Origin of the sequence: Paraburkholderia terricola, assembly GCF_900142195.1 — a bacterium.
Classification (GTDB): Bacteria; Pseudomonadota; Gammaproteobacteria; order Burkholderiales; family Burkholderiaceae; genus Paraburkholderia; species Paraburkholderia terricola.
Genome location: NZ_FRAB01000008.1, coordinates 13,845 through 34,974 on the forward strand (window position 1 = coordinate 13,845; position 21,130 = coordinate 34,974).

General features: G+C 62.8%; 15 protein-coding genes. 11 read left to right on the forward strand and 4 right to left on the reverse strand.

Annotation, left to right across the window (positions count from 1 at the left end):
* The first annotated feature begins 8 nt into the window (after window positions 1–8).
* The 8 genes from BUE39_RS09020 (at window position 9) to BUE39_RS09055 (ending at window position 7,727) form a co-directional block, all read left to right on the forward strand.
* On the forward strand, window positions 9–1,226 hold the full coding sequence (locus tag BUE39_RS09020; protein ID WP_073428310.1) for an AAA family ATPase: 1,218 nt from the start codon (window positions 9–11) through the stop codon (window positions 1,224–1,226).
* Window positions 1,226–2,635 (forward strand): CpaF family protein, encoded by a 1,410-nt coding sequence (locus BUE39_RS09025; RefSeq protein WP_073428311.1) that lies wholly within the window; start codon window positions 1,226–1,228, stop codon window positions 2,633–2,635. Before BUE39_RS09020 ends, BUE39_RS09025 begins: the two co-directional genes overlap by 1 nt.
* Complete coding sequence (locus BUE39_RS09030) at window positions 2,632–3,609, forward strand: type II secretion system F family protein (RefSeq protein WP_073428312.1); 978 nt, start codon at window positions 2,632–2,634, stop codon at window positions 3,607–3,609. Before BUE39_RS09025 ends, BUE39_RS09030 begins: the two co-directional genes overlap by 4 nt.
* Window positions 3,606–4,568 carry a type II secretion system F family protein gene (locus tag BUE39_RS09035; protein WP_073428313.1) on the forward strand — a complete coding sequence of 321 codons (963 nt, stop codon included), beginning with the start codon at window positions 3,606–3,608 and terminating at the stop codon, window positions 4,566–4,568. The genes BUE39_RS09030 and BUE39_RS09035 overlap by 4 nt, the downstream gene beginning before the upstream one ends.
* Window positions 4,569–4,789: 221 nt before the next feature.
* Complete coding sequence (locus tag BUE39_RS09040; protein WP_235004837.1) at window positions 4,790–5,536, forward strand: tetratricopeptide repeat protein; 747 nt, start codon at window positions 4,790–4,792, stop codon at window positions 5,534–5,536.
* Window positions 5,537–5,544: 8 nt separating this feature from the next.
* Entirely contained in the window at window positions 5,545–5,988 is a 444-nt protein-coding gene (locus tag BUE39_RS09045; protein ID WP_073428473.1) for a TadE/TadG family type IV pilus assembly protein, read from the forward strand.
* A gap of 3 nt (window positions 5,989–5,991) precedes the next feature.
* Window positions 5,992–7,083, forward strand: a complete 1,092-nt coding sequence (locus BUE39_RS09050; protein WP_235004838.1) for a TadG family pilus assembly protein — start codon at window positions 5,992–5,994, stop codon at window positions 7,081–7,083.
* The gene (locus BUE39_RS09055; RefSeq protein ID WP_073428315.1) at window positions 7,080–7,727 is read left to right on the forward strand and encodes a methyltransferase family protein; all 648 of its coding nucleotides are present in this window, start codon (window positions 7,080–7,082) and stop codon (window positions 7,725–7,727) included. Before BUE39_RS09050 ends, BUE39_RS09055 begins: the two co-directional genes overlap by 4 nt.
* Window positions 7,728–7,798: 71 nt before the next feature.
* On the opposite strand, the gene BUE39_RS35395 is transcribed toward BUE39_RS09055, so the two are convergent.
* The 4 genes from BUE39_RS35395 to BUE39_RS34105 all read right to left on the reverse strand — a co-directional run bounded on the left by BUE39_RS35395 (window position 7,799) and on the right by BUE39_RS34105 (window position 15,339).
* Window positions 7,799–9,091 (reverse strand): hypothetical protein, encoded by a 1,293-nt coding sequence (locus BUE39_RS35395; protein WP_235004840.1) that lies wholly within the window; start codon window positions 9,089–9,091, stop codon window positions 7,799–7,801.
* A gap of 46 nt (window positions 9,092–9,137) precedes the next feature.
* A complete protein-coding gene (locus BUE39_RS09065) occupies window positions 9,138–12,512 on the reverse strand; it encodes a bifunctional diguanylate cyclase/phosphodiesterase (RefSeq protein ID WP_318268135.1) in 3,375 nt (1,124 codons plus the stop codon).
* Window positions 12,513–12,892: 380 nt separating this feature from the next.
* A complete protein-coding gene (locus BUE39_RS09070; RefSeq protein WP_159442549.1) occupies window positions 12,893–14,029 on the reverse strand; it encodes a porin in 1,137 nt (378 codons plus the stop codon).
* Between the two features lie 698 nt (window positions 14,030–14,727).
* The gene (locus BUE39_RS34105; RefSeq protein ID WP_143031922.1) at window positions 14,728–15,339 is read right to left on the reverse strand and encodes a helix-turn-helix domain-containing protein; all 612 of its coding nucleotides are present in this window, start codon (window positions 15,337–15,339) and stop codon (window positions 14,728–14,730) included.
* Between the two features lie 377 nt (window positions 15,340–15,716).
* Between BUE39_RS34105 and BUE39_RS09080 the strand changes: the two genes are divergently transcribed.
* From BUE39_RS09080 to BUE39_RS09090, 3 genes are all read left to right on the forward strand, one after another.
* On the forward strand, window positions 15,717–17,207 hold the full coding sequence (locus BUE39_RS09080; RefSeq protein ID WP_073428319.1) for an insecticidal delta-endotoxin Cry8Ea1 family protein: 1,491 nt from the start codon (window positions 15,717–15,719) through the stop codon (window positions 17,205–17,207).
* A gap of 37 nt (window positions 17,208–17,244) precedes the next feature.
* On the forward strand, window positions 17,245–17,922 hold the full coding sequence (locus tag BUE39_RS09085) for an enterotoxin A family protein (protein ID WP_073428320.1): 678 nt from the start codon (window positions 17,245–17,247) through the stop codon (window positions 17,920–17,922).
* A gap of 215 nt (window positions 17,923–18,137) precedes the next feature.
* Complete coding sequence (locus tag BUE39_RS09090; protein ID WP_073428321.1) at window positions 18,138–21,101, forward strand: hypothetical protein; 2,964 nt, start codon at window positions 18,138–18,140, stop codon at window positions 21,099–21,101.
* Window positions 21,102–21,130: the final 29 nt, after the last annotated feature.

Consider the following 21,130-nt stretch of genomic DNA (forward strand, 5'->3'; position numbering starts at 1 on the left):
AGGCGACCATGAGCACAGACTTCAGTTTTCGGAAAAGCGCGACGGCGGCTCGGCTCGTCGACTTCATCGCGTTCGTCGCGGATCACGCCACGGAACAGGTGCTGAAAGACTATGTGCTCGAGCAGGCGATGCCGCATGCGCACGTGGCGATCGGCGACATTCACGACGCGATTGCCTATCTCTCGAAGATCGAACGCTCGCCCCTCTTTCTGCTGATCGATCTGCATGGCTCCGCGATGCCGCTGTCGGACCTGGCACGGCTCGCCGAAGTGTGCGAACCGTCGGTGCAAGTCGTCGCGCTCGGTGAGCGCAACGACGTCGGGCTCTTTCGCAGTTTGCTCAAGCTCGGCGTGCGTGACTATCTCGTCAAGCCGCTGACCGTCGAACTGCTCAACCGGACCGTCAGCGCAACCGAGGGCAAGATCAATCCCGTCGTGCAGACTCGCGCCGGCAAGACGATCGCGTTCGTCGGCTCGCGGGGCGGCGTCGGCGTCACGACCATCGCCCTGAATCTCGCCCGCCATCTTGCCGAGGACACGCATCGCCGGGTCGCTTATGTCGACCTCAACGTGTATGGCGGCGCGGCCAACAGCATGCTGGGCTTGCAGAGCAACAACGGCCTGACCGACGTGCTGCAGAACGTGCACCGGCTCGATCCGCAGTATGTGGAAAGGACGCTCGTCGCGAAGGGAAGCCGCCTGTTCGTTCTCTCCTCCGAACTCGACTACGGCGCGCCGAAGCCGTTCCAGGCGGGAGCGCTCAAGCGCGTGCTCGAAGTGCTACGCGACAGTTTCCACTACGTCATGCTCGACGCTGGCAACCGGGCCGATCCGCTGGCGGGTGAAGCGTTCGACCACGCATCGCGCGCCTATCTGGTGGCGGACCGCTCGGTGCATTCCGCGCGCGAGACGCTGCGCCTGTTGCGCTACATCGAGGATCGCGACAACAATCCCGCCGCTTCGCTGCTGCTCAATAATCCCAATGCCGCGACCGCGGGCAAAGTGCAGCCCGTCGATTTCGCGGCGGCGGTGGGTCGCCCCGCGCTGCATGAAGTCCCGTTCGAAACCAGGGCGATCTCGCTGGCCGAGAACCTCGGCGAGGCGCCCGACGAAAAAACGTCCAACGGTTTCAGTCAGGCGATCACGCGTATCGGCAGCGACCTCACCGGCCAGCACATCGCCGTCGAGCGCACGTTCCTCCAGAAGCTCGGAATAAGGAAACGCTGATGTTCGGGCAAAAGCAGCCTCCTTCCCCAGACGTCGCCGCGCCGCACGACAATCCGGCGGCGACAGCCGCCGCGTCGCCTCCCGCCGCGGCCGGCGGAACGGTCACCGCTTTGCCGGGACGCGCCGCGTTACCGCAGGGCAACGAAGCCTTGGTCCGCTCGGAACTGTTCAAGACCATCCGCAGCGGCGTGTTCAATTCGATGAATGCGTCGGCCGCGGTCGGCAAGACTCGCGAGCAGATGAAGCCCGGCGTCGAACAGCTCGTGCTGGAGATCGCGGCGCACGAGCGGCTGAACGTCACGATCTCGGAGCAGATCCAGATCGTCAGCGAACTGCTGAACGACATGTTCGGCGTGGGTCCGATCGAGCCGCTGCTCGCGGACGACAGTGTGACCGACGTGCTCGTCAACGGTCCCGATCAGATCTACGTCGAGCGTCATGGCCGGCTCGAACTGACGCCGTACAAGTTCCGCGACAACGCGCACGTCGTCAGCGTCGCGCAGCGCATCGCGGCCGGCGTGGGCCGGCGGGTCGACGAAAGCAGTCCGATGGTGGATGCGCGTCTCGCCGACGGCAGCCGGGTCAACGTCATCCTGCCGCCGCTCGCGATTCATGGCGCCTGTATCGCGATCCGCAAGTTTTCGAAGCGCAACATCACGCTGCACCGGATGGCGCAGCAAGGCAACATGTCGGCGCAGATGAGCAACGTGCTCAAGCTCGCCAGCACGTGCCGCCTCAACGTCATCGTGTCGGGCGGCACCGGCTCCGGCAAGACCACCTTGCTGAATGCGCTATCCCATTTCATCGGCAATGGCGAACGCGTCATCACGATCGAAGATGCGGCCGAACTTCAGCTTCAGCAGCCGCATGTCGTCAGCCTCGAAACGCGCCCTGAAAACGCCGAGGGTCTCGGCGGCGTCGCCCAGCGCGATCTGGTGCGCAACGCGCTGCGGATGCGGCCGGATCGCATCATCCTCGGCGAAACGCGCGGTCCCGAAGCGTTCGACGTGCTTCAGGCGATGAACACCGGTCACGACGGCTCGATGACGACGATTCACGCGAACACGCCGCGCGACGCGATCACCCGGCTGGAGAGCATGGTCATGATGGCGAACGCTAATCTGCCGCTCATGTCGATTCGCCGGCAAATCGCGAGCGCGGTTCATCTGTTCGTGCAGATCGAGCGGATGCGCGACGGCGTGCGGCGCGTGACGCGCATCACTGAACTCGTCGGCATGGAAGGCGACGTCATCATCACCCAGGATCTCTTCACCTTCCGTTACGACGCGAGCGCTTATAACGAAGAGGTCAAGGGCGTCTTCGAAACGGCCGCGCTCAGACCCGCGTTTTCCGAACGCGCCGCCTATTACGGCGTGGAAGAAGCACTGCTGGAGGCCATGCGCCCATGACGACGATCGACCTCGTCACGCTCGCCTCGTTCGCTTGCGCGCTGGTGCTCGGACTGATGGCGCTGACCGCGCAGGATCTGCGAAGCAAGCAGCCCGGCGCCAGGATCAGATCGCGCATGCTGCGGTCTTTCTCGATCGAGGACGGCGTACGCGCGCCCGCTCAAAGCGGTGTCGACGCGAACCTCTTCAAGCTGAACCGGCACGGCAACGCGATCAGCCGCTGGCTCAGGCCGAGGATCGCCCGCCTGAGAACGGTGGCCGGCGCGAACGGTCTTCGCGTCGTGATCGGCGCGGCGATCGCGGGCGCACTCCTTGCGCTCGCCATGACGCGTTTCATGCCGCTTCCCGGCGTCGTCAAAGTGCTTCTGCTGCCGGCGCTCCCTCTCTTTGCCGCGGTGCAAGCCTATCGTTTCCTCGTCGCCCGCTTCCGGCGACGCTTCCTCAATGGCTTCCCGGACCTGCTCGACATGATCGTGCGCGCGGTGCGCGCGGGCGTACCCGTTACCCACGTCATCCGGGCGGCCGCCGACGAATGTCCCGAGCCGCTGCGTCATGAATTCCGCTTGATGGGCGACGCGTTGCAGCTTGGGATCGACCTCGAGGAAGTGCTGGCCGTGGCAATGCGCCGAATCGAAGTCACCGATTTCTCTTTCTTTTGCGTATGCCTGCTGCTGCAGCGTGAAACCGGCGGCCAACTCGGGGAAACGCTCGAAAACCTGGCCGCCATTGTTCGCACGCGCGGCGAGGTCCGTCTGAAAACGAAGGCGCTGACCGCGGAAGCGCGTATCACGACGAGGATTCTGGCCGCCATTCCGGTGGTCATCGTGCTTGCCTTGTACGGTCTGAATCGCTCTTACGTCATGGTGCTGTTCGACAGACCCGCCGGGCAGAAGCTGCTGACGTTCGCGTCGATCTCGGTGGTGCTCGGCATCGCGGTGATCAACAGGATGTCCAAACTCAATACCTCCCGATGAGCGACGCCAGCATAGAGACACTGCTCGACCTTCTGATGCTCGTGGCGTTGTTCGGCACGCTCGCGTTATGGTGGGCCGCCAAGCGCGGCGGCAGGCGCGGCAGGATCGCCGAACGGGTGCGCGAGGCGGCTGTCAGCCTGCGCCCGCACAGTTCGCCCGCCGGCATGGATGACGACGGTGCCGGTCTGCGCGCGCGTCTGCTGCGGCGCCTCGCGACGCTGGGGGACCGGCTGCCGCTGTTCGACGCGAAGTATCGCGCGGAACTCGGGCGGCAGATGGTGCGCGGCGGTTACCGCGGCAAACATGCGGTTCCCATTCTGGTCGCGATCAAGTTCCTGTTCGGCATTGTGTGTGCGACGCTGGCGGTCATGCTGGGCTCGCATATCGCGTTCGTCGGCCGCTACCCTGCCGCTCGCGGCATTCTGATGGTGTTCGTGTTCATCGTCGGGATGATCGTTCCGGAATACGTGCTTGCGTTGCGCGCGCAGCGGCGCCGCCTCGCCATGGCGGCGTGCTTGCCCGACGCGCTCGACCTGCTGGTCATCTGCACGAACGCGGGGAACAGTTTGGCGGTGAGCATTCGCCGGGTCGCGGACGAACTCGCTTCCATCTGCCCGCCGCTTTCGGACGAGTTTTCGCTGACCGCCGACGAGCTGAAATTATCCGGCGACAGCACGCGTGCGCTGAATGGGCTCGCGCAGCGGATCGACCTGCCCGCCATTCGCGCGCTGATTTCCACGCTCACGCAATCCATGCGCTATGGCACGCCGATCACGCAGGCGCTGCGAACCTTGTCGCGCACCGAGCGGCTGGCTCATATCGTTTCGCTGGAGGAAAAAGCCGCCAAGCTCGCGCCGAAAATGGTGCTGCCGATGATGCTGTTCATTCTGCCGGCGGTCGTCGTCATCGCAGCCGGCCCGGCAATCATTCAAATTCTCGAATTCTTCGCCAAACAATGAAAACCGTCGAATTGCGAATTGCCGTTGGTGCCCCTCGTGCCCTTCCTGGCCTGCGTGCCGTTCCGACGCATCGCTTCGCGATGCCGCGCTTTGCACGGCGCGTCGGCCTCGTTGGCCTCGCTTGCTGCTGCGCCGCCGCGCTGCTCGCGACAGGCGCTTGCACGACGACGTATCGTGTCTCGGAAGCGCACACGCTGCCCCGCAATACGATGCCCGACAGGATGAGCGAGCTTCGCATCGCCGAGACGGCGCTCGACTCGGGCAACGTGGAACTGGCCACGACGCTCTACGAAAAGGTCGTGGCCGCCGATCCTCGCTCGGTTGCGGGTCTGACGGGCCTGGGCGACACGCTCTACGCGGTCGGCGACTTCACGCGCGCGGCGGTCCACTACGAGCGGGCCAGGCAGGTCGACGCCAACGCGATTGCGCCGATGATCGGCATTGCGCGCGTGGCGATTCATCAGCGGCGCTTCGACGATGCGATCTCCCTCTATCGCCAGGTGCTGGCGCTGACCCCCGATGCACCGCTCGCGTCCGCGGGCCTCGGCGCGGCGCTCGATCTGAAGGGCGATCACGTCGCGGCGCAGGCCGTGCTGAGGCAGGCGCTCAAGGCCAATCCCGGCGATCCGGGCCTGAGCATCAACCTGGGATTGTCGCTGACGCTCAACGGCAATCCGCGCGACGGCGCGAACGTGTTGCTCGACGTGACGCGCTATCCCGGTGCGCCGCCCCAGGCGCGCCAGGACCTCGCGCTCGCCTACGGCCTGCTCGGCAATTCGGAAGCGGCGGCGGCGATCCTCGGACAGGATCTGCCGAAGGCCTCCGTGCAGGACAACCTTCGCTTCTATGAAATTCAACCCAACCGGATGACGCCGCCGCCTGCGTCGATGCTGCCGGCGTCGAAGAGATCGGCCACGACCTCGGGCGACACCACGTCAGGCACGACGCCCGCCATCACTGCTCGATGAAAACCGCAATGCCGACGCTTCACGTCAACCGTGCAAGCCATGGACCACGCGCGAGCCGGGGATCGGCGGCGATCGAGTTCGCGATTCTGCTGCCGTTTCTGATCATGATTCTGGTGGGGATCATTGACGTCAATCTGATCTTCTATAACGACGCGATCCTGACGAACGCGGCTCGCGCGGGCGCGAGAGCCGGCACGGTGCTCCAGGTGCCGCCGCTGACCACCACGCAGATCGCGGCCATCACGACCACCTACGCGCAGAACAACCTCGTCACCGGCGGAGCCGCGACTGCGCCGACCGTCACGGTGACGCAGTCGAACGGCACGACCCCCGGCGGCTCGCTCCAGGTCGCGGTTTCATACACGTACCAGGGGCTGCTGCTCGGCTCGGCGTTTAGCGCGTTGGCTAGCCCCGTCGTTCTGAACGCCACCGCCGTCATGATTTACGAGTAGACCATGACGGCGCCCATGCTTGCCGAGCGCGAGGAACTCCGCCTGAAACACGACGTGGTCAACACGCGTTGGGTCGGCACGCGTGCACGCTATCGACGCCAGCGCGGGACGATGAGCTTCGTCTTCGTTTCCTTCGTGCTGATGGCGCTGGCGTTCTCGGCATTTTCGGTGGATATCGGCCGCTACTATCTCGCCTCCAGTGAGTTGCAGACCGCGGCGGATGCCGCCGCCATCGCGGGCGCGCGTTCGTTGTTTACCGGGAACCTGAATTCGACCGCTAATTGGAGCGCCGCGAACGCGAGCGCTGCAAGCGCCGTTCAGCTCAATGCCTCGGGGGGATCGACCTTGACAGCCGCGACGGTGCAAAGCGGTTTCTGGAATTTGACGGGCTCTCCGGCCAGTATGCAATCGGCGGCAATCACGCCCGGCGCCTACGATAGCCCCGGCGTGCAAGTCACTGTTTCGCGCGCGACAGGATTGAACGGCGGCTCACTGGTCTTTCTGTTCGCGCCGCTTTTCGGCGTGAACGATACCCCCGTGACGGCAACCGCGGTGGCCGTGGTATCCGCACCGGGTTTTGTCGCCACCGGCGCGTTGTACCCGGTGGCCCTCGCCAAATGTATTTTCGACCAGTACTGGAACACGCAGACCGGATCGCCGAAGATCGACCCGTCGACCGGGCAGGCCTATACGTTTCAGATCACCAACGGCACGTCCTACGGAGGTTGCCTTCCTGGGCAATGGACCTCGTTCCAGACCAACGCGAACGACGTGCCGACGGTGCGTGGATTCATGGCCAACGGGAACCCCGCGCAATTGAGCATCGGTGCGTCCATCTGGATTCAGCCCGGCGTCAAGACGACGATTTACAGTTCGGTGCTGCCCAACATCGACGTGCTGCTTCCGGTCGTTCAGCAAGTGGCGACGTCGAACGCCACGATCCTCGGCTTCGCCGCTTTTCATATCGATTCCGCGGTCAGCGCGGGCGGCAACAACTACATTCAGGGTCATCTCATCACGAGGGTCAACGTGTCTTCCGGCTCGCCACAAAACAGTCTCTACGGGGCGTATGTCGCGCCGCGTCTCGCGCGATGACGCAAGCGCTTTCCAACCGCCCTGGTCTGACACGCGCGCAACTCGCGATCGAGGTCGGCGTGCGAATTCTGACCGTACCGCTGCTCGGTCTGTTCGTCGCCATGACCGTTCACCAATACGTGATGGACACGTCGAGGGTCACGCTGCTGGTGTTCGCCTTCGCGGAGGTGTTGACGGTCGGCCTCGCCGTGTTTGCCCGCGTGCCGCGCGAGCGTGACTGGAGGCCGCTCAGTCTCGGCGCGACCCTGTGCGCGACTTTTTACTTTCTCGCCTTTCAGATAACGCCTGGCATCCGGCTGGTTCCTGAAGCGCTGGCCGCCGCCTTGCAGGTGGTGGGCGTTCTCGTCCAGATCTATGCGAAGTGGTCGCTACGACGTTCGTTTGGTCTTTTGCCCGCCAATCGGGGCGTCATTATCAATGGACCGTATCGCCTCGTTCGCCATCCGATGTATCTGGGGTATCTGATCACGGACATCGGCTTTCTTGCCGCGAACTTCGGCGTTCGCAATCTTCTCGTCGTTATCGCGCAATGGACGCTTCAAGTCGTGAGGATCGTGAAGGAAGAGCAATTGCTTTCGAACGACATCACGTATCGCGAGTACATGGGGCGCGTGCGCTACCGGCTCGTTCACGGTTTGTTCTGAATGGCTTGTACATTGGATCGATCGCCCGTGTCGTCGTGACACGGGCGATCGCATGCCCGCAGCGCAAGCTGTCATGCGCGTCTTGCGAGATCCGAAGCGCGTGCTGGGCGCGCAAGATGCGTCGGGGTGACGGCACAGTAGGCGGGGTTGGCTTCCGCGCCTGGCGTGACCGCGCAGTAGGCGGGTTTGGCTTCCGCGCCTGGCGTGATTGCGCAGTAAGCAGGCTTCGCCTCCGCGCCTGGCGTGATCGCACAGTAAGCAGGTTTCGCTTCTGCGCCTGGCGTGATCGCACAGTAGGCGGGTTTGGCTTCTGCGCTTGGCGTGATCGCACAGTAGGCGGGTTTGGCTTCCGCACCCGGCGTGACCGCGCAGTACGCAGGCTTCGCTTCCGCGCTTGGCGTGATCGCGCAGTACGCAGGCTTCGCTTCTGCGCCTGGCGTGATCGCGCAGTACGCAGGCTTCGCTTCCGCGCCTGGCGTGACCGCACAATACGCAGGTTTGGCTTCTGCGCCTGGCGTGATTGCGCAGTACGCAGGTTTCGCCTCCGCACCAGGCGTGATTGCACAGTAGGCGGGTTTGGCTTCCGCACTCGGCGTGATCGCGCAGTACGCAGGTTTGGCTTCCGCACCCGGCGTGACTGCACAGTAGGCAGGCTTCGCTTCTGCGCCTGGCGTGATTGCGCAATACGCAGGTTTCGCTTCCGCGCCTGGCGTGACCGCACAGTACGCAGGTTTGGCTTCTGCACTCGGCGTGATTGCGCAGTACGCAGGTTTGGCTTCTGCACTAGGCGTGATCGCGCAGTACGCAGGTTTGGCTTCCGCACCCGGCGTGACTGCACAGTACGCAGGCTTCGCTTCTGCGCCTGGCGTGACCGCACAGTAGGCAGGTTTGGCTTCCGCCCCCGGCGTGATCGCACAGTAAGCAGGCTTCGCTTCCGCCCCCGGCGTGACCGCACAATAAGCAGGCGCTTGCACCGCCAGCGCCGTGCCGAACTCGCGCGCCATCAGTTCGCTCGTCGCCCCCGCCAGTTCCAGCAGATGCGCTTCATCCTCCGCGCCATCGATGCCCACATAAGGATTGTGGTGCAGCACATAGCCAAACAGACGCTCGCAATCGGCGGCATAGCGCCGCGTGTCGAGAATGTGCGCGTGCCAGAACTGATCCACCTCCTCGCCCGGCACGACGGCGACGCTCGGGTATTTCGCCGACAGCTTCAAAAATTGCCGGTAGCCCTGCTCGGCTCGCATCAGCGTCGCGGGCGTCCATCCGCTCTCCTTCCGGTGAAGCAGCTTTGCCTTCATCTGGTCAAACTGGAGTTCGTCGATGGCCAGCCAGGTCCCCTCTACATCTCTTTCTTGTTGCATGGTGATGCTCCTTTCACATGTGATGGGCGCGCCCGAGGTGTCAGCCTCATGCACGCACGACTTGCGGGCTCTGCTCTTCGGCAAGACCGCGCTCCGGCCGGCGACTCAGAAACGACGTCATGTCGCCGGCAGGAAGAGGTTGGCTGTAGAAGTACCCCTGGACTTCATCGCAGCCTTCATTACGCAGAAAATCGATGTGCGCCTGAGTTTCGGCGCCTTCGGCGACCACTTCCAGGCCGAGGCTGTGACCGAGCGCAATGACGGCGCTGGCGATCTGCGCGTCGCTCTCACTGTCGGGCACGTCGCGAATGAACGAACGGTCGATCTTGATCAGGTCGATCGGGAAGTGATTCAGATACGCGAGCGACGAATAGCCGGTGCCGAAATCGTCGATCGACAGGCGCACGCCGGTCCGCTTCAAGCTCGCGAGCCACGCGGCCGCCTGTTCGGGGTGGCGCATGACCATGCTCTCGGTCAGTTCCAGTTCCAGCATGTCGCCGGGCAACTGCGCCTGCGCGAGCGCGTCGACGATGTCGTGGTGCAGATGCGGGTCGGCGAATTGCCGCGCCGACAGATTGACGGACACGCGCAGCGGTCCCAGCCCACGATCGAGCCATTCCGCGTTCTGCCGGCATGCCTCGCGCAGCACCCACGCGCCGATCTGCACGATCGCCCCGGTTTCCTCGGCTAGCGGGATGAAATCCAATGGCATCACCAGTCCGAGTGTCGGGTGACGCCAGCGGATCAGCGCCTCGACCCCGGTACAACGATCCGATTGCAGCGACACGCGCGGCTGGTAGTACAGAACGAACTCGTCGTTGTCGACCGCGTGCCGCAAATGCGATTCCATATCGATGCGACGCTGCAAGGTCGCGCTCATCTCGCGGACATAGAGCTGATACGTGTTCTTGCCGCGTTGCTTGGCGCCATACATGGCGATATCGGCATGCTTGAGCAAGGTCTGGGCATCGTCGCCGTCGCCGGGGAAGGAACTGATGCCGATACTGGCGGTAACCTGCATTTGCCTTCCGCTCACGACGAACGGTTCGGAAAGCGCGCTTTGGATCGCCTCGACCGACCACTTCACGTCGTCCTGCGCGTCCCCGTGCCCCGCGACGAGCACGATGAATTCGTCGCCGCCCAGACGGGCGATCATTCCGGTCTGCGCGACCTGCTGACGCAGCCGGTCGGCCACCGCGCGCAGCAGCTGGTCGCCGGCGTTGTGCCCGAGCGAGTCGTTGACGTCCTTGAACTGATCCAGATCGATGAACAGAACATGGAGCGCGGTGTTCTCGATGTGCGCGGTCAGGAGCGCCTCTTCCAGCCGGTCCCTGAACATCAGCCGATTCGGCAGGCCGGTCAGCGCATCGTGATTCGCGATGAAGCGCAGATTCTCCTCGGCTTGACGCCGCAACAGAAAGTGACTCGCCTGGATCGCGATGGAGCGCGCCATCGCCAGCGCCTGGGGCTCCGTCTGACGCCTGTCCCGTGCGTAGAATTCCGCCATGCCGAGCGTCGTGGAACCGGCACGCAGCGGAAAGGCGAACACGGTGGTGATGCCCGCCGCGCCGAGCCATTCGGCGTGCGCGAGCCGTGCCACGGCGCTCTTTCCGGCGCTCCAGCAAGGCTCCATGAAGACCTCCGCGGCCGCCGCCGATGCGCTGTTCGAGCGCGACTGCAACCAGGGCTCGAGTTCGGGTATCCGCGCGCGGTAAATGGCGTAAAGCGATTGCCGCTGACCGGGTTCCGTGGGCCAGAACGCGCCCGCGTCCCAACCCATGCCGTCCGCCAGCACGTCCACCAGTTGCCGGAAAACATCGAACTCGCTCGTCGCGGTCGCGAGTTGCAGCGTGATCGCATGTTCCTGCTGCTGCGCGCGCTCCGCCGACTTGCGCTGCGTGATTTCCAGCGCGGTGCCGCGCAGCGCTCGCTGCTCCGGCGGTCCATATGCGTGGCCGATCAGATGCAGCCAGCCTCTTCGACCGCGCGCGGACCGGTAACGGCATTCGAACTGGAACGGCGTGCCCGCGCGAAGCGTTCTCTTGCCGTGCGCCACCAACGCCGCGCGATCCTCCCGTTCGATCACGTTCATCAGCGCCGCCAGCGGCAGCGTGCCGCTGCGCGCGCCGATGAGGCGGGCCATCTCGTTCGACAGGCGGACCGTCTCACCATCGGGACTGATGCGCCAGTCACCCAGGTGCGCAATGCGCTGCGCCTCGGCACGCGCGATTTCGCTGTCCCGCAGCGTATGCGTGATCCGTTCGGCCAATTTGACGGCGCGCACGCGCGAACTCGACAGCGCATACCCCAGGCCGCCCAGCAACACACTGATGACCACGCCGGCGACCGTCGCGAACATCGGCAGACGGCGTTGCGAGCCGCTCAGCGTTGCCGGATCGGCGGCGAACTCGATCAGCCAGCGCCGGCCGCCGAACGGTTGCACGAGACTTCTCGTGAAGTGCCGCGCGTCGTGCGCCGACGTGCCGAATTCATCGCCGGACGACAACGACGGGTGCGCCGCGGACACGCCCGCACCGGATGTCGGGTTACGCCTGACCGCGTCGCGCGCCATGTCGCCGATGCCCGCGACGCTGTCGAACAGCATCGTGGAGGGCGACGGCGGCACCGCCGGCGTATCGAACGCGCCGGCGTCGTAGATGCGAAAGCGGATCACGCGCAGTGTTTCCTCGCTGAGCAGACCCGCCATCAGGTCCTTGACACGGATGCCCGCGCCGACCGAGCCGATATACGCGCGACGCCGCGCATCCACGGCATCGTGCGGCATGCCCTTGCGGTAGACCGGCAGGCGCAATGCGATGCCGATATGCGGATTGTTGCCCTCGGCGAGAATCAGGCGCCCGCTGCTGACCGGTTGCCCTGTGTCGCGCGATCGTTCGAGCGCAGCCAGTCGCCGGGACGGCACACCGAGATCGATGCCGAGCGACGGCACATTCGGTTCCAGCGGTTCGACATAGGACAGCACGAAATAAGCGGGACGCGCGCCCGGCGGTCGAATCGCGAAGTCGACGCCGGCTTTTTGCAGAACCGGGTCGCTGCGCTGCGTGGCGATGAACTGCTCCACGTCCGCGCCGCGGATATACGGCGCATAGTTCAGCGTCTGAAAACCGGGGTAACGCTCCGGCAGGTTCAGGCCGTTCACGAAGTCGCGAAACTCGCTGCGCGATACATCGTCGCCCGCGCTGAACAGCGCTTGCATCGTCACCAGTACGTCGGAATACAGCCGGATACGCGTGTCGATTCGCTGTTCGACATCGCGGGTGTCGTTGTCGAAACGAAGTCTCGCCTCGCTCTGGATCAGGTCCGCGCTGACCGTATGCACCACGGCCGTTACCGCGAGCCCGAGCAGCAGCATGGCGACGGCCAGGCCGATTGCGTAACCACGATGAGCCGGGCGTAGCAATCGCCCCCACGTCTCGCGCACATCCGCCCCCGGAGTAACCCCGCACACACGACACGAACCCGTCCGACAGGCTCGCCGCTATTGATTCATTACCGCCCGGTCAATTAACGCACGCCAATCGTGCAGTTGGCATTGAATAGCGCAAGTGCGCCCGTTATTGCGGATTAAAGCAATGCTGGTCTAATTCGGCCATATTGGTAAATTCGACCGAATAGATTGGAAAGCTCGCTTGAGTCATTCCGGTTCAAGTCTAAGTAGCTTAGACGAAAGCCGTTTTTTGGCTAGTTATCACGAACCCTTATTCATATATCACGCGAAAAATACCTCATCCATTTCGGCATCGCCCCGATCATGCAGCGGTAATACATTCCGATATCGCGCTAAAACGAATGTCGCAGGCCGAGCGATACGATCATCTGGGTATTGCTGCTCGAAGGAGACAGCAAAAACATTTCGGCCGTCACACCGGAACTGGCACGCAAATAGACGGCGTTGAGATACACGTCGGTGCGAGTGGACAGGAAATAATCCGCGCCGAGCCCGATCTGATTCCAATGGTCGTTATCGAGCTTCGAATACGCATAACTGGCGGCCACGAAAAAGGCGGGGCTGACCTTGTACTGGGTGTTGCCTTCCGCGGTGCGCAGGACGCTGGATCGACCGTTGTTCTGGAAGTCCACCAGCGTGAACACGCCTTGCATCAGCACGGGGCCGAGCTGATAGCCCGCCGCCGCGCCCGCCACGACGAGTTTGTCGAAAACCACCGGCCTTGCCAGGGTGCCCAATGCCCCCGAGCCGGATAAGGGCGTGCCGAGTACCGGCGTGCCGATGCCAAAGACGGCCTGGTAATTGCGAATGGCGGTGTAGGCGGCCGCGAGGCGCAGCGGGCCTTGCGTGTAACCGGCGCCGAAACCCATCGCGCTGTTGCGCGCGAAGTCCCCCGCCTGGCCGCCGAACGCATACAGCGCGCCGAATTGCAGGCCGGCGAACGTCGGCGTCACGTACTTGACCGAATTGTTGATGCGCTCGCCGCCCAGCCTGTCGTAATCGCCGAGATGGAACGCAAAAACGCTGGGAATCGTCGAGCCGGCGGAGAACGACGACAGGTTCGTCGTCATGAAATCGTACTGACGGCCCAGCGAAATCGTGCCCAGCCGGTCGCTGGCGAGACCGACGAACGCTTGCCGGCCGAATTCCAGTCCGCCTTGACCCAGCGTGCCGTTGTTGATGCCGAAACCGTTTTCGAGCCGGAATATCGCCCGGTATCCGCCGCCGAGGTCCTCCGTGCCGCGAAAACCCCAGCGGTCATTGCGACCGACGCCGCTGAACTGCGCCCACGCGTGGCCGCCCCGAACGTTGGTCGTATAGGTGAGCGCGTCGTCCACGATGCCATAAAGCTGCACGCTGCTTTGCGCACGAACTTCATTGGCGGATAAAGCCAAACCCGCCAGCATCGCGCCCATCACCGAATACGACGTGAATTGCCTGATTCGGTGCCGCCCGATATCGGGGTCCACAAAATACTGTGTGAGTTCTTGTTTGCGTCGTTTTAAACGATTCATTACAGCGCCCCCCTGAGTGAACCTGTTTTATGCCGGACATTCGCAAACGGACGTTTTCGGACTGACGCACTGACATTGGGAATTACAGAACCGTGCCCGAGCGAATGGCAACGATCGATACAGCAAAAGAATAATGGCTTTCCAAAAAAGGTGGCGCTTTATATTTCGATGTGATCGATACGCCGCGGTTGCCCATTCCCCAGCGCCGGCTAGTTACCTGCTCCAGCCGGGAATATTCATCCGGCATTTATGCGGATTAACCCCTCACGCTATGTCCGGGCTGCCGGTTGCATTGAAGGCATTGCCGAAACAGTCCCGGCTTATGGTCGATCTTCGGGCGCCACACTGGCACATATGAACAGCTTTCGCTCAATCTTTACCTCGTGCGTTAGCGGCGAGCAGGTCACACGATACGATCGCTCGTGTCACTCACCTTGGTGGCCCCTAACCGGCGGGGTGCCGTTGCACAGTTTTGTCGATGCCTGCCGCAGGCCATGAAGAAACACCGAGAAGCGGATGAGCGATCATTTACTGTTTCCCGGCTTAGTGCGGTCAATCTCGGACATGTCTTGCGCAGGTTACTGTAAGGCAGTGCGGCAATCGGCGGTGAAACAGCACGACAACCGGCACGACGACCGGCACCACGGTTCGTGCTACGTCGAGCGAGGCAATTTCTTCACAAGCACGCAAAGCGCGATGATGAATTCGTCCCGATCTTGAGGATTTATTTTCCTCAGTTCGCGCAGCAGTTCCTGCTCCGCCGGGGCAAGTTGTTGTTCGAATTCTTGCCCCGTCAGCAGGTACCCTACGTTCACGCCTGCCGCGGCAAGCTTCAACAGGTAGAGCAGACCGGGCTCGCGAGCACCCTTCTCATAGTTCGACTGAGTCTTTTCTGTCACGCCGCCCTTGATCGCGAATGCCTTCTGCGAATCATGCAATTCGTTGCGCACCCGACGCAGGCGCGCCCTGAACTCCTCCCGTTTCTTCTTCATTCCAAACTCATCAAATTCGCGAATCTTATGTGCCCCGGTCACGGAATACAGCCATGACATTTGGGCAAAGAAAAATGGTACACCGTGCAGCCGAATAGCTATCCGGGAACCTGAACATTTGAATATGGAACTGCCGAAATTAAAGCCCGTGCGTACAGAAATCGACTGTTCTATAAGCACGCGGCGATATGCGAGAGGAAGCGCATTGCGCTCGAATCGCGTCTCAATTACATTGAGCAGGTTCCCTTGAATAAGGCGCGGAAATGAATGCACCCACATCTCCTGCACGGAGAAAGATCTTTTTATGGTGTGCAAGAACGTGAACAAGTGGTGACTGACTGGACTATGTTCACCGAGGACAACGCGCGCGGGACACCTGTACGTCTTTTGACGCAGACCACTACCCAAACGGACGGATTACGCACAGCGTCGGGACCGCATCGCAAGTTGCGCTGCTAATCTGAATCTCAACACGACTTGCACCTTGACTTGCACCTTTTACGCACGAGTTTCACTGTGCCGCATCGCGCGGATGAACTAAGGCGACCTTGCTCCCAGAGCGATATGAAGCGATTGCATCGCGCAGCTTGTCCGCCGGTGAAAGTGGAGAGCGAGTCGATCGTGATGGCTTTTTTAAAGGAGAAGCAAAGATGACTACACGGCGCACCATGATCCGTGCTATCCCGGCCGCTGGTATCGCGCTCGGCGCCCCATCATTCGTTCTGGCCGCTTCGGCTAACCCGTCCAGGAGCGATGTGGCCGCGCCGTACTACGACCCGCTCCAGATGTTCAAAACGGTTTTAACCGTCGGACTCGCCCAGATTCCGGAGGTCGGCTGGCTTGTCTCAGCCGCTGTTAAATTGCTCTGGCCGTCCGACAAGGAGGACGTCTGGCCGCAGGTACGCAAACAGGTAGAGGAACTGGTGGACCGGAAGATCGACGATGCGGTATTCAGCTTGCTGAGGGCGAGGCTCAACGGATTGGGCGGAGTGACGAAGCTCTATTTGCGGGCAATTGCAACGCGAGACAACGAGGCGATCCGGAGCCAGTTCCTGGCAAGCAATACGGAGTTTGTCGCCGCGGCGGCGGAATTCCGGAACCCCGATTACGAATGGGTGCTGGCTCCTCTATTCGGGATGTTCTCAACGATGCATATGATGCTTCTGCGCGACTGCGTGTTGAACGGAAAGAACTGGGGGTGGTCACGTGCCACCTATGACGACATCGTCAGGCAATCCGGCGACCGTCTCGCCTCGTACACGAAGTACCTGGACCAAGTGAGCGCTGATGAAAAATCCCGCTACGACAAGACTGCGCCCCCGGGGCCGGGCGGTCATCAAACGGCCCTCCATGATCATTATCAGCCGTTCCATCTGAAAGAGACATTGCTCGTGGACGACTTCCGCACTCTCCTGACCTATCTCGACCCTGTCGGGTACCCGCACAAAGTGCCGGATATCCCATTCAAGGACGTATACAGTGCGGCCTACGGCACGGCCGACGACTGGGACCCGGTGTGCGCGTCTCTTTCGAGCAATGGCGTTGCCCCGCAATACTCGCGCCCTCTCAAGTCGTTCTCAAGCATCTATATAGAGTATTTCAATTTCACCCCACGCGTCGTCGACGTTCAGTATCCAACCGGGAAAGGACCTGAGCGACGGGCGGACGGGCGCCGCATTGATCGCTATGGAATCATTTCGTATGAAAAGGGCGGCGTTGAGAAGAAGACGATAACGATTCCGCCCCCCGCTGACAGTAAAAGATTCAATGTCGCAAAGGCCCGCGTGACAGGTGACAGTATTCCGAGCGGCGTTTCACTCGTACTCGATGACGGCAGCGAGCTACAGCTTTGGTATAGAAGCAGTACAGGAGTGAAAGAGGTCAGCGTGCCGGGACGCATGCTGAGCACCCTGAACATGTGGACGAGGAGCAGGTTTTACGACTTCGATCTCGGGTGCATTATCTTCGGCTTCAGCGTTGACACCGAGTTCGTTCCGGTAATACTTCGGGAGATCTTTTATATCGGCGCAATCGACCAGCCCAATCTCGGTGCGGCCTTCCTTCCGCGCAACGTGTCGCGTGGTTTGCAGCGTCGTCGGGAGGCTTTCTGGCGCGACGTCATGAGCCGCGTGAGCGCTTGAGTGACGCACGGCATCTCAACTTTACGAGGATATTGAAATGGAGAAAACCACATTGACCGTTGTCAATGCAGGCCCCAACTGGATGTTCAGGGTCGACACACGTGAACCGGATGCTATTTTCAAGAATGGCTTTACCGCTTTCGGCCAGAACGACAACCTTCGAGATCACGCGAGAGGAACAAGTTGCACACAGAGAGATGCCAATAGTAATTTCATTTCGACGAGTTCGGACCCGGAGTACGCCGGCAATTATGCGCGCCGATTGATCACTCGGCATGGGCCTCCGATTTACGTCTACAAGATCCGTCCAACAGAAAACTTTTACAACATGGAACGATCGTTGGCGGCGATAGGTTACGAGGCCGGCATTCCCGATGCACGGAAGCAGTCCGAGTGGGTGGCAGTCAACAAGATAGAGGGAAGCCAGATCCAGGCGGTGAGAGTCTACCGTTCGGAACAAACGCCCCCATTTCAACTCAATCCGCGCTACGAGGAAAGGCGACCTGATGCCAATCCCGGCGTCTATAAGCAGCGCACGTCGCCCGCACCCGGGAACAACCGGTGGCTGGTTTCGCAAGACCCGCTCGTGACCGCGTCCTTGAGCGCAACCATGCACTGTTACAAGGACATGGCGTCGGCGGAAGTGGCGGATCCGTTTGCATGCCGGTTCATAGAAGAACTGATACCCGAACCGAACACGGTAGGCGAGCAATGAGTGCTGCAACGCTTGCTTTCCCGCGAGGACCGGCTTCTTCGCGAGCGAAACACCGCCGCTGCCCCTGTCGCGGCCCCCCTCCCCGCGTCCGTTCGCCTGCTCGCACGACGCTTCGCGACCGGCCTTCCGCGTTTCTCGCAACCGGCTACCTTCGGTCACGCTGGCCGAGTCCGCGCGCCGCGCGGGAGCGCGAACAGCAACCAGGGGAGGACACTATGCGACTGATCGGCCGCCTGCTCGGGCACCCGCAACCATTCGACGCGCAGAGCGCCGGTGGCACGCGGCACGAACCCACGCATGCTCCCGTGGGCAGGCCGCTCGCGCGAGCCGAGACATCGAGCGCGCTCGAGTTCCTTCGCAGTGAGAGCCGACACACCGCGGCAAGCACCAGGCACGCCGATCGGACGAACCGGACGAATTTTCGCAGCACCATCGCACCGCTCGTCGAGGCGGAGTTCGGTGGCGATCCGTGCGCCGATGGCGACTTTGCGGAAGGCGGCGCGCTCCACGACGCGCAGCGCGCACGCAAGAAGATCGTTTCGCTGTTCCCCAACACGTCGGAAGCGGAATCGAACGAGACGACGCTGTTAGCGCAGCGCCTGATGCAATTCAAGGGCGGCAGCGCGTCGCGCTACGGCAATGCGATGACCCTCGCCTATGTGCTCAGGCAAGCGACCGGCGGCGATGCGTCCCGCGCGCTGGCGGTCGTCAACGCGTGGAGAGGCGACACGGCGCCCACCGGCGGGCAATTGGGCGCCGACATGCTGGCGACCCAGTGCGCGCTCAGCCAGTCCGACCAGGGCTGGCAACTGCTGCTCGAAAAGCCGGACATGTTGGCGGCGATGAGTCCCGCCGGCCGCCTCGCCCGACTCGAAACTGAAACGGCGCGCGCGGACGCACGTCTCGCATTCCGGGCGAGCGACCATCTGCTCAGGAATTACGTCGACGGACTGGGCCTGCCGAGGCCCGCCACGCTCGACGAATCCATCGGACTTGCCCGCCACATCGCCGGCCAGGCAAGCGCGCCGGAGCAACAAGCCGCACTCACGGGCATTCCGGCGAACGTGTTCAGATATCACCGGATCGCGGCGGACGCGCTGCTCGGCGCCGTCTCGCCGGACCCGACACTGAGCCAGTGCGAGGCGATCGTGTTCCTGCGAGGCGGCACGATCGACCCCGACCATGTCACGGAAACGTCCACGCGCTTTAACCGGATCGTGGGCGCGAGCGGCCATCGCGGGTCGTTCCTGAAACGCATGCGCTCGTCGGACGATCTGTCCGCGCTCGACGAGCCGCAGATCCTCAAACTGCTCGTCTTGAACATCGTCGGCAACGTCTGCGCCGACCTCGAACCGCTCGTGACGGAGCCGCATGGCGGCACGCCCGCCAATGCGCCGGTCGGCAGCGCCGCGCTTGCCGAACAGCCTGAAACGCGGGTGCAAGATGCAGCCCGCCTGGCCACGCTGATGGTGATGGGCGATCGCATTGCCCGCAAGGGATGGCGCGACGAGATGCCGATCGGCACGCTCGCGCGGCGCAAGATCAGGGAACAAACGGCGCGCCTGCTCGGCGTGAAGGAAAAGGAACTGGCGAAGGATGCCACCTGGGCCGACTTCTCGGCGCGATTGCAGCAACTCGACCTCGCCATGCTGCGGGAATGGGCAACGGATGCGCAGCCCGGCTTCGAAGGCTCCGCACTGGAAAATCGCCTGAACCTGCTGAGCGACATCGACCACGGCGTCGCGCCTCGCATCGCGGGACTCAAGGAACTCGTGACCATCGTGGAAGAAGGAGCGAGCATCGATGTCAGATCGTCAAGAGTCAAAGGCTTCAACACCACGCTCTGGTTCAGCGGGGCACTCGCGCTGACGGGCGTGATCAGCCATGCGATCCCCGCCGTCATGGCCTTGCCGACGCGCGCCCATACCAGGGGCCGGGGCGGACGCATCGCGATGAACGGCAGCGAGGGGCCCGACGGCGCTTGCCTCGAAATCCACGCCGGCACGTTCGAACGCGACACGCGCATTCGCCAGCGCGGCGTGGTCCTGATGTCGAACATTCCGATCGCCTTTGCATGGCTGATCCGCGAATGGGGCACGCATGAAGTCAATCAAACCTTCAGAGGGCCGGTCATCCGCATCGAGGTCAAGGCGCCCGATGGACTCGACAAATGCAAGGAAATCGCCGCCGGGCTCTTCGACGGATTGTCGGATACCCGCACCGGCGCGACGCAAGGACTCTGGAATCGATGGGTGACGGCGGCTGCGAAGCACCCTTCCGTCTCGGTTCGATACGACGAAGGTCACACCAGTGCGCCGACCGACGTCAAGCAGCACACGGCGCTCGCCGGCGCCACCATGCCCTTCCTTCACCTGCCGCAACTAACGTTGCCGTTGGCCTCGATCCAGTTCGGTCCGTGGCTCGCGGGCGCCGTGCAGCGACATCGCTCGGTCATGCACGGCGGCGAGGTTCACGTCAATTCGGCCGGCACGACACTGGTCGACGGCGCATACGAGCATGTCACCAAGGTGCCGGCCGGACTGGCTTATCCGCCGCCGTCGGTCGTCTTGCCGACGGTCGCGGGCGTGAATCTGGCGGGCGGGCACGGAGCAATGTTCACGGCCCTCAACAGCAAACGCACGACGAACGTGATCATGCTGAAGAACGGCAGCATCCATATTCCCGCGCCGGACGTCAGCGGCTCCACGCCGACACGGCAATGGACCACGGACGTCGAGACCTGCCGCGAGTGGCTGGCGAACCGCGACGGCGCATCGACGCCGGCGCCGCCCGCCGGTTTGGCGGAAACACCGCCCGACATGCTCGCGTCGGCGCGTGCGGCGCGTGGACAGCAGGAAATGGTCGTGCGGCAGTACATGAAACCGCAGGCCACGAAGCGGCTCGAAGAACTTCAAACGCTCGCGGCCCATATCGTCGCGAGCACCGGTGACGAGCAGGAAGTGGGCGAAATCGGCGACAACATCGGCCAGCTCCTGATGGACGAAGGAAACTGGGAGGCGCCCGAAGTGCTGGCGCAGCAGAGGGAGCATTCGCAAAAGACCTCGGGGCCTCTGCCGTGGGGCTATCAGTGGCAAATCCTGGAGGAAAGCACGGTTCTGTCGGCGCAACCGCTCGGGCGGAGCGCGCCCGCCGCATCGAACTTTCCGGCAACGCGCTGACAGCGCGAGGCGCGCTCGAAGACGGCGAA

Coding starts and splice junctions, on each gene's coding strand:
- BUE39_RS09045 (WP_073428473.1), top strand. CDS start 5,545: ATGCCGACGCTTCACGTCAACCGTGCAAGCCATGGACCACGCGCGAGC.
- BUE39_RS09050 (WP_235004838.1), top strand. CDS start 5,992: ATGACGGCGCCCATGCTTGCCGAGCGCGAGGAACTCCGCCTGAAACAC.
- BUE39_RS09020 (WP_073428310.1), top strand. CDS start 9: ATGAGCACAGACTTCAGTTTTCGGAAAAGCGCGACGGCGGCTCGGCTC.
- BUE39_RS09085 (WP_073428320.1), top strand. CDS start 17,245: ATGGAGAAAACCACATTGACCGTTGTCAATGCAGGCCCCAACTGGATG.
- BUE39_RS09055 (WP_073428315.1), top strand. CDS start 7,080: ATGACGCAAGCGCTTTCCAACCGCCCTGGTCTGACACGCGCGCAACTC.
- BUE39_RS09030 (WP_073428312.1), top strand. CDS start 2,632: ATGACGACGATCGACCTCGTCACGCTCGCCTCGTTCGCTTGCGCGCTG.
- BUE39_RS09080 (WP_073428319.1), top strand. CDS start 15,717: ATGACTACACGGCGCACCATGATCCGTGCTATCCCGGCCGCTGGTATC.
- BUE39_RS09025 (WP_073428311.1), top strand. CDS start 1,226: ATGTTCGGGCAAAAGCAGCCTCCTTCCCCAGACGTCGCCGCGCCGCAC.
- BUE39_RS09040 (WP_235004837.1), top strand. CDS start 4,790: ATGAGCGAGCTTCGCATCGCCGAGACGGCGCTCGACTCGGGCAACGTG.
- BUE39_RS35395 (WP_235004840.1), bottom strand. CDS start 9,091: ATGCAACAAGAAAGAGATGTAGAGGGGACCTGGCTGGCCATCGACGAA.
- BUE39_RS09090 (WP_073428321.1), top strand. CDS start 18,138: ATGCGACTGATCGGCCGCCTGCTCGGGCACCCGCAACCATTCGACGCG.
- BUE39_RS09035 (WP_073428313.1), top strand. CDS start 3,606: ATGAGCGACGCCAGCATAGAGACACTGCTCGACCTTCTGATGCTCGTG.